The organism is Paenibacillus sp. FSL M7-0134 (assembly GCF_038007865.1).
GTDB classification, from domain to species: Bacteria; Bacillota; Bacilli; order Paenibacillales; family Paenibacillaceae; genus Paenibacillus; species Paenibacillus polymyxa_B.
On sequence record NZ_JBBOXV010000001.1, the window covers coordinates 669,872 to 685,463 of the forward strand.

The 15,592-nt window shown below is 51.4% G+C and carries 14 protein-coding genes and 1 riboswitch; of the genes, 1 reads left to right on the plus strand and 13 read right to left on the minus strand.

Annotation, left to right across the window (positions count from 1 at the left end; translation table 11 throughout):
* Positions 1-236 precede the first annotated feature (236 nt).
* Entirely contained in the window at positions 237-686 is a 450-nt protein-coding gene (locus NSQ58_RS02845; protein ID WP_023990783.1) for an AbrB/MazE/SpoVT family DNA-binding domain-containing protein, read from the plus strand.
* A 135-nt stretch (positions 687-821) separates the two neighbouring features.
* Here NSQ58_RS02845 and NSQ58_RS02850 read toward each other — a convergent pair whose 3' ends face one another.
* The 13 genes from NSQ58_RS02850 to NSQ58_RS02910 form a co-directional block, all read right to left on the minus strand.
* Positions 822-2,282: a cobyrinate a,c-diamide synthase gene (locus NSQ58_RS02850; protein ID WP_338532934.1), complete on the minus strand. Its 1,461-nt coding sequence runs from the start codon at positions 2,280-2,282 to the stop codon at positions 822-824.
* A complete protein-coding gene (locus NSQ58_RS02855) occupies positions 2,275-3,363 on the minus strand; it encodes a cobalt-precorrin 5A hydrolase (protein ID WP_341056860.1) in 1,089 nt (362 codons plus the stop codon). The genes NSQ58_RS02850 and NSQ58_RS02855 overlap by 8 nt, the downstream gene beginning before the upstream one ends.
* Positions 3,356-4,150, minus strand: coding sequence for a precorrin-4 C(11)-methyltransferase (gene cobM / locus NSQ58_RS02860; RefSeq protein WP_023990786.1), 795 nt, complete (start codon positions 4,148-4,150; stop codon positions 3,356-3,358). Before cobM ends, NSQ58_RS02855 begins: the two co-directional genes overlap by 8 nt.
* Entirely contained in the window at positions 4,147-4,863 is a 717-nt protein-coding gene (gene cobI, locus NSQ58_RS02865) for a precorrin-2 C(20)-methyltransferase (RefSeq protein ID WP_023990787.1), read from the minus strand. Before cobI ends, cobM begins: the two co-directional genes overlap by 4 nt.
* A 31-nt stretch (positions 4,864-4,894) precedes the next feature.
* Complete coding sequence (cbiE, locus tag NSQ58_RS02870) at positions 4,895-6,151, minus strand: precorrin-6y C5,15-methyltransferase (decarboxylating) subunit CbiE (RefSeq protein ID WP_341056861.1); 1,257 nt, start codon at positions 6,149-6,151, stop codon at positions 4,895-4,897.
* Entirely contained in the window at positions 6,144-7,289 is a 1,146-nt protein-coding gene (locus tag NSQ58_RS02875; protein ID WP_023990789.1) for a cobalt-precorrin-5B (C(1))-methyltransferase, read from the minus strand. Before NSQ58_RS02875 ends, cbiE begins: the two co-directional genes overlap by 8 nt.
* 74 nt (positions 7,290-7,363) lie before the next feature.
* A complete protein-coding gene (locus NSQ58_RS02880) occupies positions 7,364-8,008 on the minus strand; it encodes a precorrin-8X methylmutase (RefSeq protein ID WP_013312413.1) in 645 nt (214 codons plus the stop codon).
* 379 nt (positions 8,009-8,387) lie between these two features.
* Positions 8,388-9,167, minus strand: a complete 780-nt coding sequence (cobK, locus tag NSQ58_RS02885; protein WP_053326309.1) for a precorrin-6A reductase — start codon at positions 9,165-9,167, stop codon at positions 8,388-8,390.
* A complete protein-coding gene (locus tag NSQ58_RS02890; protein ID WP_279833572.1) occupies positions 9,164-10,237 on the minus strand; it encodes a sirohydrochlorin chelatase in 1,074 nt (357 codons plus the stop codon). The genes cobK and NSQ58_RS02890 overlap by 4 nt, the downstream gene beginning before the upstream one ends.
* Before the next feature lie 92 nt (positions 10,238-10,329).
* A complete protein-coding gene (gene cobJ / locus NSQ58_RS02895; protein WP_341056862.1) occupies positions 10,330-12,126 on the minus strand; it encodes a precorrin-3B C(17)-methyltransferase in 1,797 nt (598 codons plus the stop codon).
* A gap of 311 nt (positions 12,127-12,437) precedes the next feature.
* Positions 12,438-12,623: riboswitch (cobalamin riboswitch) on the minus strand.
* A gap of 57 nt (positions 12,624-12,680) precedes the next feature.
* Positions 12,681-13,235 carry an LOG family protein gene (locus NSQ58_RS02900; protein ID WP_023990794.1) on the minus strand — a complete coding sequence of 185 codons (555 nt, stop codon included), beginning with the start codon at positions 13,233-13,235 and terminating at the stop codon, positions 12,681-12,683.
* 206 nt (positions 13,236-13,441) lie between these two features.
* Positions 13,442-14,293 carry a uroporphyrinogen-III synthase gene (locus tag NSQ58_RS02905; RefSeq protein ID WP_023990795.1) on the minus strand — a complete coding sequence of 284 codons (852 nt, stop codon included), beginning with the start codon at positions 14,291-14,293 and terminating at the stop codon, positions 13,442-13,444.
* 101 nt (positions 14,294-14,394) lie between these two features.
* Positions 14,395-15,549: a GerAB/ArcD/ProY family transporter gene (locus NSQ58_RS02910; protein ID WP_023990796.1), complete on the minus strand. Its 1,155-nt coding sequence runs from the start codon at positions 15,547-15,549 to the stop codon at positions 14,395-14,397.
* Between the last annotated feature and the right edge of the window lie 43 nt (positions 15,550-15,592).

Here is a 15,592-nt window from a genome sequence, read left to right on the forward strand (position 1 = left end):
GCATATATGTTCGCTCGGGATAAACTTATTTAAAACTTATTCAAAATTTATAAATCTGAACGATGGCGATTCGGCCTGTTTATGGTATACTCGTAAGAAAAAAAGTGCGTCCATGCTTGATTAACAATAAAGGGCCGCTTTTTGTAAGAATTTATGCTTGCGGTTATAGAATTGATAAGAATTGCCTCAAACCTTATACATTCTATAAATCTTAAAAAACCGGGGAGGTTGCATGAATGAAAAGGACTGGAATGACCCGGCCCTTGGACAGCTTGGGGCGAATTGTGCTACCTAAAGAGTTGCGCATGACGATGGAGATTGACATCGGCGATCCATTAGAGTTTTTTATTGAAGACCAGACACTCATGCTCCGTAAGTACAAATCAACCAACTGTATTTTTTGCGGTGCGGTTGATACCAACACCTACTTTAAAGATCAGTTTATCTGCGATGAATGTGCAGCCTCGATGAAAACGGAAGATTTACTTCCGGTCACAGCGACTGAAACCCATTCACCCCCACTTAAGCAAAATATGCATATGAAAAAAATTTATCAGCGCACGGACGTTATTTTGGAGAAAATGAGAGAGCTTATGGAAGAACATCCAGCATCTTCACAAAAACAACTCGCCTCCATGCTTGGTGTGAGTCAGGGAAGGATTTCCCAACTGAAAAAGCTCATGTAAGCGAATCACCAAAAAAGTAATGTATACGCTTCCAAACTATGTAAGGTTTAAGTCTATTGATATTTAGAAAAGCCGGACCCTTTAGGGGAATCGGCTTTTTTTCGTTTTTATGAAGTAGTGGACTCGTTTGCAAAACTATTGACCGTAAGCCCGGCATTGTTCAACCCAGCGTGCTGCCGCTTTGGGAAGAGAAGCGAGATGAACATGCGTGTAGGCTGCCAAAAGGTTCCCTTTCGCATAGCCCTCGCTCTGGAGACCACGCATCCCCTTGGTTTGATAGGCATAGAAGTAGGGGGCGGATGATTCATCATAGTGCATGACAGAATAATGAAATTCATGTCCCCGAATTGTCTCTCCAGCCTCCAGCAGCAAGCAATCCTGCAAAGCGGTTGCTTCCCGGTATCCCAGTGCGGCCCGTTTCTCCTGCATGCGGACGTCCGACGGAATAACCCCGGCCATGTGATGGGCATTACCCATACGATCCGTAAGTGTCCGTGCCAGTACCATATAACCGCCGCATTCGGCGAATACTGGCATATCCCGGCTCACCGCGTTGCGGATATCTTCCAAAAAGCCTGTATTTGCAGCGATATCTGCGGCAAACTCTTCGGGGAAACCGCCGCCCAGATATAGGCCGCTTGCCTGCTCAGGTACGCGTTCTCCCGCCAGAGGACTGAAATAGACAATCTCCGCTCCCGCCTGACGTAGCAAATCCATATTTTCCGGGTAGTAAAAATTGAAAGCCGCGTCTCTGGCGACGGCGATGACGGGACGTTCCTCGGTATCAGCTTCATGCCCTGCTGATGGAAGCCAATCCGGGGAAAACAACGGTTGTGCGGGCAGAGACAACGGCGGAGCCGAATCTGCCAATGCCCGCAGTGCATCCAGATCCGTACCCGCGCGGATCAGCTCTGCCGCCCGTTGGAAAAGCGGCTCCAGCTCGCCGCGTTCCACAGCAGGCACTAATCCCAGATGACGCTCGGGAATATCCAGCCCGTCATCACGCTTTAACCAGCCGAGCACGGGGATGCCGCACTCCTGCTCAATCGCCTTTTTGACGATGCCATAGTGCCCTTGGCTACCGCAGCGATTCACAATTACGCCCACAATGCGCAGCTTGGGCTCCAAGCGCTGAAAGCCGAGCACAATAGCGGCGGCGCTTCGTGCCATACTGCGCACGTCGACCACCAGCAATACAGGGCTGTCCGTCAGCATGGCGATCTCAGCGGTCGAGCCGGTGTTGCTGAGCGGGTCCTTGCCGTCATACAGCCCCATGACGCCTTCAATCACGGAAATATCCGCGCCTTCAGAAGCACGGATAAAGATTTCACGCACCGTATCTGGTGAGGTCATCCATGAATCCAGATTACGGGAAGAAGTCCCGGTCGCGGCAGTATGATAGGTCGGATCAATATAATCCGGTCCGCACTTAAAACCCTGCACTCGCAGGCCGCTATCGGCGAACGCCTTCATCAGCCCGAGGGTAACCGTCGTTTTGCCTGCGCCGCTGCCTGTGCCAGCAACAACAATACGGCTTCTGCGCGTAGCGGCAGATGGATCAGACTGTACAGCAGCCTGCTTCATGACGTCAGTCATAGGAAACCCGCGCTACAGACAACGTCATATTGCCGCTTTTTTTCTTCTCCAGCAGCCAATGGTCTGCACCAGAAGACAACAAGGCTGAAGGTTCGCTGACCCCATATGCGCCAGTGTATTTGAAGACGGTTTCCGATGGATTGGGAAGCTGCACCGTATTCAGCTCTGACGGAGTATACGTCACCAGTTCCCAACCGTATTTGGCGCAAAGAGCAAGTAAGCCCTCTTCGTCCTTTTTCAGATCAATAGTGGCAATATTCCGTACGCTTTTCACGGACAAACGCAGTTCTTGCAAGGTGTCCAGCACACCCGCCTCCAGCTCCTCTAATGCAGTCCCACGGTTGCAGCCGATGCCAAGCACCAAGCTTTTCGGACGGTACAGCACGCCATTAGAAAGAAGCTGCTCCTCTTCCTCCGGCTCCAATAAACGGTCACTCACGACCAACGCGGCGTTAAATGGTTCTTGTAATGCTTCTACCGTCGAAGCATATACCTTGATATGTCCAGGTACAGGCTTGTCATAACGCCACCAGTTCCGTTCGCCTGTCTCTTGTATGAGCGCAACAGGCTCCTCGTTCACAACAGCGGCGCTCACAGGAGTGGCCTTGTCGAAGCTATCGACCACCCAACCCAATTCCCGACCAAACATGTCCACCGGAATCGTGCCCTGCACGTCTGATGCAGTCGTGATTACAGCACGTGCGCCTAGTACAGTCGCTACATGGCGGGTCAATTCATTGGCGCCACCCAAATGGCCAGACAATACGCTAATGACATGCTCGCCGCGATCATCAATGACAACTACCGCTGGGTCTACCTTTTTATCCACCAAAATTGGTGCAATCATACGAACTACTGCACCGAGAGAAATAAACAAAATAATACCGTTATATTGTTTAAATAAATCCGGCAAAATCAGCTTGACCGAGCCTTCGAACAACTGAATGCCACGCTCCTGCTCGTCGCCACGCTCAAACTTGGACATGTAATACACATCCGTGCCCGGAAAGCTGGCTCCCAAATTGCGGACCATTTCCACTCCATGCTTCGTGATCGCCACAGCGGCAAATGGATTACTCACTGGGCTTCACTCCCTTCCGATAGCCATGGGTGAACGACTTATCGTACAGCTTGGAACGATGCGCGTCCTTGTCCACCAGTCCCGGGTCCAGCGCCCAGCCTGCCAGAATCATGGCATGCATCGTAATACCTGCTGCACGCAGATCAGCTGGCAATTGGGCAAGCGTCGTGCGTACGATCTTTTGATCCGGCCAGGTCGCTCGCTGTACAACCGCTACAGGTGTGTCCTCGCTCCAGCCTGCCGCCAGAAACTCAACGACTACCTTCTTCGCCAGCGTTGCGCTGAGGAATAAGGCCACTGTGCAGTGATGGGATGCCAAATCACGCAGCTTTTCCCGATCTGGTACAGGTGTACGGCCTTCGGCACGTGTCAGAATGACGGTCTGCGTCAGGTCAGGCACAGTTAGCTCTGCACCCAACACGGCCGCAGAAGCAAAGACCGAGCTGACGCCCGGCACGATTTCGTATGCTACTCCGCGCTGCTTCAGCAACACCATCTGCTCCAAAATGGCTCCGTACACTGCCGGATCGCCTGTATGTACGCGAGCTACACTGCGTCCAGCCTGCACAGCCTCGCTCATGATCTCGACCTGCCGCTCCAGGTCCATGCCTGAGCTTTGCAGTACCTGCGCCTCTGGTTTGGCCGTGGCAATCAACTCGTCGTTCACGAGTGAATCCGTGTACAATACCACATCGGCCGTGCGTAGAATCCGGGAGCCTTTGACAGTAATCAGCTCCGGGTCGCCGGGACCTGCTCCTACAATATATACTTTGGGCTCCAACGTCATTTGCTCACCACCATTAAACTCAAATATTCAAGTTCCTGTCCGCGCAGCTCACGTGCGTTGCGCCATACCATTTCATAAGGAGAAGTGACCTTGGTAATGACAGAAGCACGGTCCCCAAGATGGAGTTCATCCAGCACATCCAAAATCAAATCCAGCACCTTGGCAACCTTGATAAACACGACCGTATCGTGATTCTCAATCGCCCGCTTCATCGCTTCCCGATCATCCGTAGCCGGAATAATACCGACCTGCTGATCTCCGTCTGCCAAAGGCAATTCCAGCGCTGCCGCCGCCCCCAACACAGACGAAATGCCCGGAATAGATACAATCGGCACCTCAGGATGGAGATCCTTCATGAGCCGTGCCAAATGAATAAAGGTACTGTACAGATTAGGGTCTCCCTCTGTGACAAAGGCTACATCCTTGCCTTGACTCAGTGCCTCCCAGCAAGCAACCACCGTTTTGTTCCATTCACGCTCCAGTACAACCGGGTCCTTGGTCATTGGAAAAATGAGTCCCAGCATCTCCTTTTCCTCCGGGTTGACGTACAACTCCACGATCTCGTGAGCATACGACTTACCTCCCCGGCGTTTCTTCGGATAAGCCACAACTGCACATTCCTGAATCATGCGATACGCCTTGACTGTAATCAGCTCGGGATCACCCGGCCCCACGCCTACGCCGTAAAGTGTTCCTGTTGCCGCTGTATTCATGCTGTCTCTCTCCCCCTCTTGAATTACCAGCTTACTCCCCTGCTACTTCATCAGCCACGTCCACCACCGGCTGTCCTGTAATAACATATATCGGATTGAGTCCATCAAAACGAGTCATATTCAAAATCGGCTTGCTACGCGCTGTTTGCAGTAACGTCACCGAAGTATCGAGTCCTGCTGCTTGCATCGCCTTCATACCGTCATGCAACGTCTCAATCGTTGCAGCATTCACTACAATTCGTCCATCCTTACGTAGACGGTAAGCACACAGACGAATCAGCTCAGCCAATTCTCCCCCGCTCCCACCGATAAACACCGCATCCGGGTCTGGCAGATCTTCCAATCCGGCAGGCGCTTTGGCATGAATGACCGGGAAATCGGTACGGAATTTGATTTTGTTTGCTTCGACATTAGCCAGATCGCCTTCATTCTTCTCAATGGCAAATACTTGCCCATACCTGGCCAGCCGCGCACATTCCACCGCTACAGAGCCGGAGCCTGCGCCGATATCCCATACGATGCTTCGTTCGGTCAGACGCAGCTCGGACAAGCTGAATACGCGTACTTCACGCTTCGTGATCAGCCCTTTTTCCGGCTTGCGCTGGTGAAATTCCGCATCCTCGAAGCCAAATCCCCGACGAATTGCAGGCACGTCTTCGCCCTTACGGCGGCGTAAAATAACCACATTCAATGGTTGGAACGTTCTCTGTGCCATCTCTTCCAGCGTATAATGCTGATACGCCTCATCCGGTCCGCCCAAATGCTCGCCGACAAAGGCATCATATTCCGTCATGCCATAATGCAGCAAATAGGCAGCGACTGTGGCGGGATGATTTCGGTCGTCCGTCAACAGCGCGACCTTGTTCTGTCCGTCAATCCGCTGCGCCAATCCGGTCATCGGACGGCCGTGTACGCTTTCCAGCACCGCATCCTGCCAGCTTTCACCGAGACGCGCAAACGCCAGCTGAACCGAGCTGAGATGCGGCAAAATATCCAGATGTTCAGCCCCCAGCTTGGCAGACAAATAACCTGCAATTCCAAAAAAAAGCGGATCGCCTGACGCAAGCACGACAATATCCTTGTCCTCACGCAACCGTTCCAATTCTTCTACCACGGCAGATAAGCCGCTCTTTAATGTTCGTTTTTCCCCTGCGAATGCCTTGAAAAAGGCTAGCTGGCGTTCTCCACCAACCAGCAGGTCGGCACGCTCAATGTGTTCCAGCGTCTCCTGCGACAGGCCTGCCGCTCCATTTTCACCGATACCAATGACACGAATCACTCTACTCACCGACTCTCGCCCTCCCCAGCACGTTCCCTTTCATCGTTACCAGTACCATTTCCACGACAATTCCACCACCTGCATGGTCCAGACAATGCTGACATCCATAGGTACACAGCTTTTCAAAAAAGCTCAGCGCATTCGCTTCGGTCATCATATCTGCCACCTGCGTAGCTGTATTCGCCTCTGCCACTGCCGCTGCAAGCGACTCGTCCACACCTGCTTCACGCGCGACCTCAGCCAAAAAGCCAAAGTCCACCGGTGCGCTCTTGGAGTGAACCATCATGACACCTTGAGCTACCTTCGACAGCTTGCCGGGCATACCGACGAGAATAATCTTTTTCATTCCCAGCCGTTTCCCGTGCTTAATGGCAAAGCCGACAAAATCCCCCATCTGAATAAAGGCCTCTTCCGTCAGCTGATCGTACATTTGCATGGCATATTTTTCACTGCTGCCACCTGTGGTCAGGACTATTTCCTGGCAGTTCATCGCTTGCGCAACCGATATGGCCTGCACGACACTGGCTTTATAAGCTGACGTAGAAAACGGAACGACCACACCACGCGTGCCTAGTATGGAAATACCGCCAAGAATGCCAAGTCGCCCGTTCAACGTTTTCTTGGCAATTTCTTCACCGTCCGGTACGCTGATGACGACACGGACACCTTTGGCCGATCCGTGCTCTTCAAGCACGCCTGTCACAGCCTCCGTAATCATCCGGCGCGGCACCGGATTAATCGCTGCTTCCCCGACAGGCACAGGCAGACCGGGCTTCGTTACCCGCCCCACGCCGATGCCACCGTCCAACTCAATGCCCGGCTCCTCGCGCCAGCTAACAGAGGCGCTAATTCTCGCCTGATGCGTGGCATCTGGGTCATCGCCACCGTCCTTGATCGTCGTGCAGGAAGCTTCGTCCGCGTCCAACACAGGCTCAATCAGCTCAAACGCATGATCAAAGCCCGCGGGCAGCGATATCACTGCTTCCTTCGGCGGAATGCCCGTGATAAGTAGTTGTACCGCTCCTTTGGCCACTGCAGCCGCACAAGCTCCAGTCGTAAAGCCTGACCGCATTGGCTTGTCCGGTGCGGGAGCTTCACCGCTTTTCATCCGTTTGGGCCTGTCGACGGACGCCGCTTCCTTTTCCATGCCAATTCCTCCTTAACCTCTTCTGCTGATCATGTTCCAATTCATTTCATGATACAGCAAACGGACAACCGCATCTAGCGGACAGCCATTAAGGAGATCGCATTCAATGCTGCTACGACAATTGTACTGCCGCCCTTGCGTCCAATATTCGTAATGAACGGAATATCCAGCTTGCGCAGCTCGTCCTTGGATTCTGCCGCCGAGACGAAGCCTACGGGCATGCCAATTACCAGTCCGGGCTTAGCCGCTCCTTCTTTCACCAGACGAATTAACTCCAACAACGCTGTCGGTGCATTACCAATGGCATAGATACCGCCTTCGCCCGCCTGAATCGCTTTGCGCATCGAAATAATGGCGCGTGTCGTATTCAGCCTTTTCGCTTCTTCCATGACGTCAGGGTCAGATATGTACACATGCACATCCCCACCAAATTGACGGATACGATCCTTGCTCAGCCCAGCTTGAATCATTTGCACATCCGCCACTACCTGCTGTCCTGCGCGAATAGCTGCAACCCCGGCTTCAATCGCTTTTGGATGAAACACCATGCTGCGGCCCAGCTCAAAATCAGCAGATGCATGAATGACACGCTGTACAACGGGATATTGCTCTGCTGTAAAAGGATGCTCTCCCAGTTCTTCTGTGATCATCTCGAAGCTTTTGCCTTCAATCTCCTGCGGCTGTACCGTTAGCGGTTTGAAATCTGTTTTAAAATCCATCGTATCGACCACTCCCTTATGGAAAATCAGAAAATTAAATTAGCTTAGAACATTAAAGTTACCTATTGTTCCACTACGCAGTCGGATGGTGCTTCCCATCGCCACCGCCCCCGGATTCCTTGAATAAAACCTATGATCAGCGTAGAAATCCGGGGACAAAAGCGACCGCTACGCTTGTACAGCACCATTCCGACTACTCCGTTTTATGTTCATTTTTCAAGTTCGTCTTATATAGGGAAAATGACATTCATGTTAAGGAGTTACAAACACCTCTACACAAAAACTGCACATTTTAAGATGACTATATTTTAAATACACGCCAGAAATCGTTCTGAATTCATCGGATTGACTGGACCGACCAACTTCATAGGCTTATGTCTTAAAGCACAGACTCCTCTTTGTCTATACGCAGTGCGTCGATGACTCCGTCGAAATGATCAAATACTGTGCCAAATTCCACTTCCGGCCTGGAAATCAAAAGTACGTGAATCCCCAGCTCCAATGCAGATTGAACCTTTTCATCCACTGCTCCCGTGCGTCCGCTTTCCTTGGTGACCATCACGGTCGTGCCATAGTGCTTGTACAATGCTTCATTCATCTCGCGGGAAAAGGGTCCCTGCATGGCAATAATATTCTTTTGCTCCATGCCCAGTTCGCTGCATTTCTCCATATTGTCCAAGCGCGGCAGCATGCGTGCAACCAGACGAATCTCAGGGTCTCCGAGTAAATGCTTGGTGAACGTGCCGAGCGTCTTACTGCCTGTCGTAAGCATTACAGAGCCTTTGAGTTGCTTCGCTTCTAATGCGGCCTCTTCATAGGAAGACACGATGTGGAGCAACGGATGATTGTCATATACCAGTCCCGTTCGCTCGTAGCGAATATAAGGAACTCCGGATACGCGAGCGGCTGTCATCGCATTCGCATGTGCTTCTTCTGCAAAAGGATGACTGGCATCAACGACGGCCAGTATTCCCTGCTCCCGAATCATTGCAGCCATTTCATCGGCTGTCATTCGGCCTGTACGTACGTCTAGTCCCACTTCGGACAAGCTGGCTGCCGCGCTTTCGGTTACGACCGAGGTCAATACGTTGAAGCCATTGTCACGGATTTGCAGCGCCAATTCCCGAGCGTCGCTCGTTCCGCATAGCATGAATATCATGAGCCCTTCACCTGCCCGCTTCCGTTCACTACAGATGGCGTATGTGAATGCTCGTGATGGTGATCATGGTCATCATGGCTGTGAGCATGGACATGCTCATGAGTGTGATCGTGGCTGTGTGTATGGTGATCATGATGATCGTGCTCATGTGCATGATGATGATGTTCATGGTCGTGCTCATGCTCATGATGGTGATCATGATCGTGATGGTGATCGTGGTGATGATGGTGGTGCTCCTGCGCCTCCAGACGGAACTGGCAGTTATCACAATTGGCCGTAACCTTGCCAAACAAGCCTTCCTTAGCTCGCTCCAGCACCAGTTCAATCAATTGGGGATGGAAACCAAAATATCCGCCCATCTCCACTTGTAATGTAGGGTGAGCCTCGGCAAATTCCTGGGTCATTTCTCCGATGCGCTTAATCAGCACACCCGTGAACAGAAAATAGGGAAGCACGATAATCTTTTTGGCCCCCAATCGTACACAACGCTCCAATCCATCGGGAAAAGAAGGCTGCGTCACACCGATAAAGCTGCTCTCTACCCACGTATAAGAAAGCTGCTCCCACAGCATACGGGTGATTTTGAAAAAGTCACTGTTCGCATCTGGATCGCTACTTCCGCGTCCTAACACAAGTACCGCCGTTTCTTCGTCGGATACCTCGGGAAATGCCTCTACAGCGCTATTCATTCCCGCTGGAATCGCAACCGGACGGGCCTCTTTCAAGCGGCTTTGCAGAATGCTGACGATTTTCTCGTGAACACCAATCGGGCGTCCGTATACAAATTCCACCTGCGGATATTTTGCTTTTGCCCGATCAATAGCCATCGGAATATCAATTTTGGCATGTACCGCTGCGAACAAGATAATCGGAATAAGAACGACACGCGTCGCCCCTTTCTCCACACATGTTTGCATCCCTTCAGCAATGCTGGGACGTGCCAACTCCAAGAAACAGGTTTCCACGCACATATCCGGTACCCGGTCTGCCACTGCCTGTGCAAATTCCAGCAGCTCCTGGTTCCCCTCCGGGTCCCGACTTCCATGTCCAACCAACAATATTGCATCCACTGCTGTTTTTTCCTCCTCTTTAATAGGGATAACCTGCATGACGCCCTATTTTATATATATGCTTGTATCCAGTTCATCAGGCCTTCAGTCCATTAATCACCACAAACCGCATTCACTTCTACCGTTGCTGGTGCATCTTCATGCCGGAAACCCGCAACGACGCCTACACGTTTAAAAAATTTATGAAAACGCTCATTCGGATGCCCTTTTTCCTTATATTCAGCAATGACGTTCTCCACGATATCAGTAATCTGATCACCCGGAATTCCTTCCGCTACGGGCTGAGCGGCATGAGCATTGCGACCGAATTTTTTGCCACCGAGGAAGAGGTCGTATCCTCCCTTGCGATAGACGATTCCGATATCCTCCAGCACCGCTCCATAGCAGGCCATACCGCATCCGTTCAAAGCAATACTCGTTTCCTTGGGTGCCTGTAATCCGCCAAGTACAACCTGTAGATGCTCAGCCACAGGCACAGCGTCATCCTTCTCCATATTGCAGAAGTCGCACGCCTTCACCTTAAACACATCGCCAATCGGCATGACAATGAATCGTTCATCCCGCAGCCGTCCGACCAGTTCCTCGGGGTCTGCACACGGCACGCGCAGCACGATCTGATGATCTGGCGAGTATTCCAGCTCGCCGTCATCACCCGCTACCTCGGCGAGCAGCGCCATCTGGCGAGCGGTGAACTTCTTGTTTCCCACACCCGGGGAAACACCCACCTCAAATAGCGCAGGCTTGCCAAAGCCGCCTGTCGCCATCCCGGACGCGGCCCCCGCTCCGGCCACCGCTGACGTTCCGGCGGTGCTCTCGGCGGTAGGCGCTTGCCCGCTCCAGCGAGCGTTGGCTACGCCAGGCAGCTTGCCGCCGACAGCGAGGCGGCTTAGTGCCTCTGCCGCCAGCGATGTCGGGGCTGCGCCGGTTTGCACAGCAGTCGTTGCCTGCACGGCAGCCATCGCTTGCGGGCGTGCCTGCGTCGCAACCGCAGCGCCGCTCGCGGAGGGTCCAGCGGGCTTAGTCGGGGCTGCGCCTGCTTGCAGTGTATCCTCTTGTGCGCCCAGCGACCACGGCTCCGCTTCCGTGCGGAGACGCTGATGCGGCTTGAGTGCCTGCTCGGTCGCATCTAATGTGTATTTGCGCTGATATCCGCGCGGAGTCACGATCAAGCCGTCATACACCATCGTCGAGGAATTGCCGATGATTACAGTCGTCAGCATCCCAATGTCATGGTTCAGCATATCTTCCAGCGTCGTTACAATAACTTGCTGACGTTCACGATAAGCACTTTTCACCAACCCGACTGGAGTTTGCGGATCGCGGTAACGCAGCAAAATGGACTGCGTCTCCACAATCTGGCGGGTACGCCGACCACTGCGCGGGTTGTATAATGCAATCACAAAATCGGCCGAAGCCGCTGCTTCTACGCGCTTCACAATCGTTTCCCATGGGGTTAGATGATCACTCAGACTGATCGTGCACGCATCATGCATAACTGGCGCCCCCAACAGTGATGCACAGGACTGAATAGCCGAGATCCCCGGTACGACTTCTACCTCAACCCCGTCCTCGCGTCGCCAGCCTTTTTGCATCAGCACCTCATACACCAGCCCTGCCATACCATAGACTCCCGCATCTCCACTGGAAATGACAGCTACCTTCTTGCCCATCTCTGCTTGGCGAACCGCCTCCTGTGCACGGCTCACTTCCTCTGTCATTCCTGTGCGTACAATCTCCTGTCCGTTCAACAACGGACGGATCAAATCAACGTAGGTATTGTAGCCGATAATGACCTCACTTTCGGCCAGCGCATCCAGCGCCCGTTTTGTGATATGTTCCATATCTCCTGGTCCAAATCCAATCACCAGCAATTTTCCTAATGGGCTCATCGTGCTCCTCCTATTCATCCTTTTCAGGGCAGCTATGCTATCTATTTCAATGATTTATGCACATCGTGTAACTCAAAAAAACCCCATCCTGCCCGGATGGGGTTTCTATGTACGCATCTCTCATCAGACGAACAAACAGCGTAAGAAGACACTATTTGTCTTCCTCCAGCCTGCCGTTGTTTTCCATCTGACTGTTTACGCTTCAAACGCTGCTGCACGTTCATATCCACGCAAACCTCTAGCCAACATGGAAAAAGCAACGTGTGCCTGATTTCCTGATTTCGTACACCCATCCTCTCCGCGAAGGTTAACGGTGCATACAGATCAAGGTAGGTCTCCTGGCTTGGCATCAACGGATTCTTTCGTCTTCCCCGTTTTTCACGAGTGACCATTTTAAAAAATCCTCTTCCTTACAGTGGCGGGACCGCTCGGGATTTGCACCCGATTCCCTGTTACCCTTTGCTCAACCGCAAAGGCACCTTGTCTGTCCGCTATTTGATTATGGGTCTTATCATAACCTTGCCTCAATCAGTTGTGCAAGCACGAAAAACGCTTTATTTCAAGTTCTCTGCTTTATTTTTTAACATATGTAGCAATTCGTCCGGGTCCGCAGAGATACTTAATAACGCTGGGTGCTCGGCCCCGGTAAACCCTTCTTGCACGCTATGACGCACCATTTCTACTAACGGGTCAAAATATCCATTCACATTCAACAGCCCAATGGGCTTGCGATGAATCCCGATTTGCGCCCAGCACAATACCTCGAATAGCTCCTCGAAGGTTCCCAAGCCACCCGGAAGAGCGATAAACGCATCGGCCATCTCGCTCATTGCCGCTTTACGCTCATGCATGCTTGCTACCTCAATAAATTCGGTAACTCCCCGATGAATGATCTCTGCATCAAATAATAGGGTGGGCATAATGCCAGTGACCTGACCGTCACCCGCCAGCATTCCATCCGCCACCTCTCCCATCAGCCCCCTGCTAGAGCCACCATAGATCAGACGGATATGATGACGAGCCATGGCTTCCCCCAGCTTGCCTGCAGCCTCAACATATACCGATGAATGTCCAGGTCTGGACCCGGCAAATACGCAAATAGAATTCATTAACGTCTCAGCTCCTGTCCTAAGTATCATGCATCGAAACTTATTCATTATATTAGATAAACATTTTCGCTATAACAAAAATCTTTGTCGATGCATGTCCAACAAAAAAAGATAAAGACCTCGTAGGCCCTTATCTTTATTTTACTCTGTATCCCAAAATATAAGTTCATTTTTTAGCATACTGCATTTATAATTTCTATCTCATTTCAATGACCATTCACGATCTTCAGACCACAGCCATGCACCGAATCGTTATGTTCAAAATATTTACCCAGCTCCACCATCATCGCGCCCATGCGCTCTTCGGTTGGAAACACGACTCGGTCAATCCCTTCTTCCACAATGGACTGTGCAGTCACCTTCCCTACGGATACAGCAATCACATCCTCACGAAAAGCTTCCAGTAACTCCTCGATTCGATTTTGCTCTCTGGCATATTGGGCCAAAAATCGGATTTGCGGACCACTTGTAAACGTAACAGCATCAACATTACGATGGATAACATCCTCCAGTAACGCCTGCAATTTTGCTTCCTCAGGTGGGATATGCTTATAAGGAAGTACCTGGCGGGTCACTGCCTCCTGCTCGTCCAGCCACTTTACCAACCGTGGAGCTGGATCGCCATGCAGTTGCAACAGTACTTCCTTCCCCTTCAGATCGTATGGGGCGAAAGCTCCTGTCAATCCGATCAAACTTCCGTCCTCGTCTCGTACTGCTGGCGTAAAGCCACGCTTTTTGAGTCCATTGACCGTCTTGTAGCCCCGCGCTGCAATGTTGGAAGATTGCAGCAACTCCATGATCTGTTCGGCCACGCCCATATCCTCTGCCATATCAAACAGGGCATCCAGCCCCATACCTGTCGTGAAGATGTACCAGTCCGGAGGGTGCTTCACCCACGATACAACAGCGTTGCGCAGCTCGATATCATCCAAAAAAACGGTGCCCTGGGCCGGGCGCTGTACTGGCTCACCCCCCATCTTCACAACTAGCAGCGCCATTTCTTCTGCTTTACGGGGACCAGCAAGAGCGACTCTCTTACCTGCCATGCGTTGTGCCATTCTGTTGCCTCCCTTGTAGAAGTCGTATTTCTTTCTACCAAGTATACAATCAGAGGGGTAAAAGACAAATAAGAATTACTTTTCCGATAAATACAGTAATCTTATAAGTGGTCGTGTCCTGTTCTGCCTCCATGCTGGCTTTCTTTCTGACTACTGCTATCCCGCTCTCCGTTAGATGCCTTATCATCTCCGCCTCTCCCTTTAGATTTGGGTCGGAGCAACATCCATAGCAACAAGGGCATGATAACAAAAAAAATGATCATCACCGCGGTCCACTCCCGGCTGAAATCATAAATTTGCACGATGTTGGAGAACAGCATAAACGAACAGACGTAACCCAACAAACCTACGGGCCAAACCATCAGACTTCCCCATGCATGGGCAAACATACGCTTTACTGCCAAACTGGTAACGTACAGGTCAACCCCAATCTTCGTAAGAAAGGTCGGTACGGTCAGTGCGGCCACGAACAAGTCGAACCGATCCAGAAAGTCCGTTAGCTGCAATTGACGCACTAGTTCATAGGATGGATAAAATAGCCGTGACAAGATAGGAACACCAATAACCAACTCCGACAGCAACATCAGCATGGTCAGAAATGCGGTTCCGAGCAAATGCCCATACCACGCACTACGCCCATTATAGCTCTTCCCAGAAATCACAAAGGGAACCATCATGATATCGGCCATATATCCCAGCATGCGCCAACTGCCCTTGATCACTCCATCTACTTCCGGATGTAAATAGGGTCTCAATACCGAAAAATCCATATTACGCCCGAAAAAAAGCGGCATGGTCAGCAGCGTCAGAATCAACAAAGGTACAAAAATCTCGGTCATATTCACGATGGTGCTTATTCCGCCTTTGGCCATAAACGCCAGAGTCAAAAGCAAAATAAGAGATACGACAACAATCGGAGTCAGCGGCAAAAGTACAACCTCCACCAAATCCGTGATAACTCTCAAATCCCGTGCAAAAATGATCAGAAATAAAATAAGGTAGACTGCAAGCAGCATACGTCCTAGCACAGGGTGAGAGCTCACCATGGCCTGCATCAGGTCCTGATCAGGAAAACGCCGCTTGAGTCTCAACATGGCCCAAATCGGCAAGCATAGCACGATAGCTGCAATTACACATGTCCAGTAGGCATGTTGATTCGCGTAATCTGCTGCCTGCGCCGGAGCATGTATAAGGGTAATAGCGACCTCCATCAATACACCAAGCAGCACGATTTGTCTGGTTGTGAACTGTCTCATGCAGGTACATCCTCCTTTTGCCCGCAGGCATCCATTACACGAT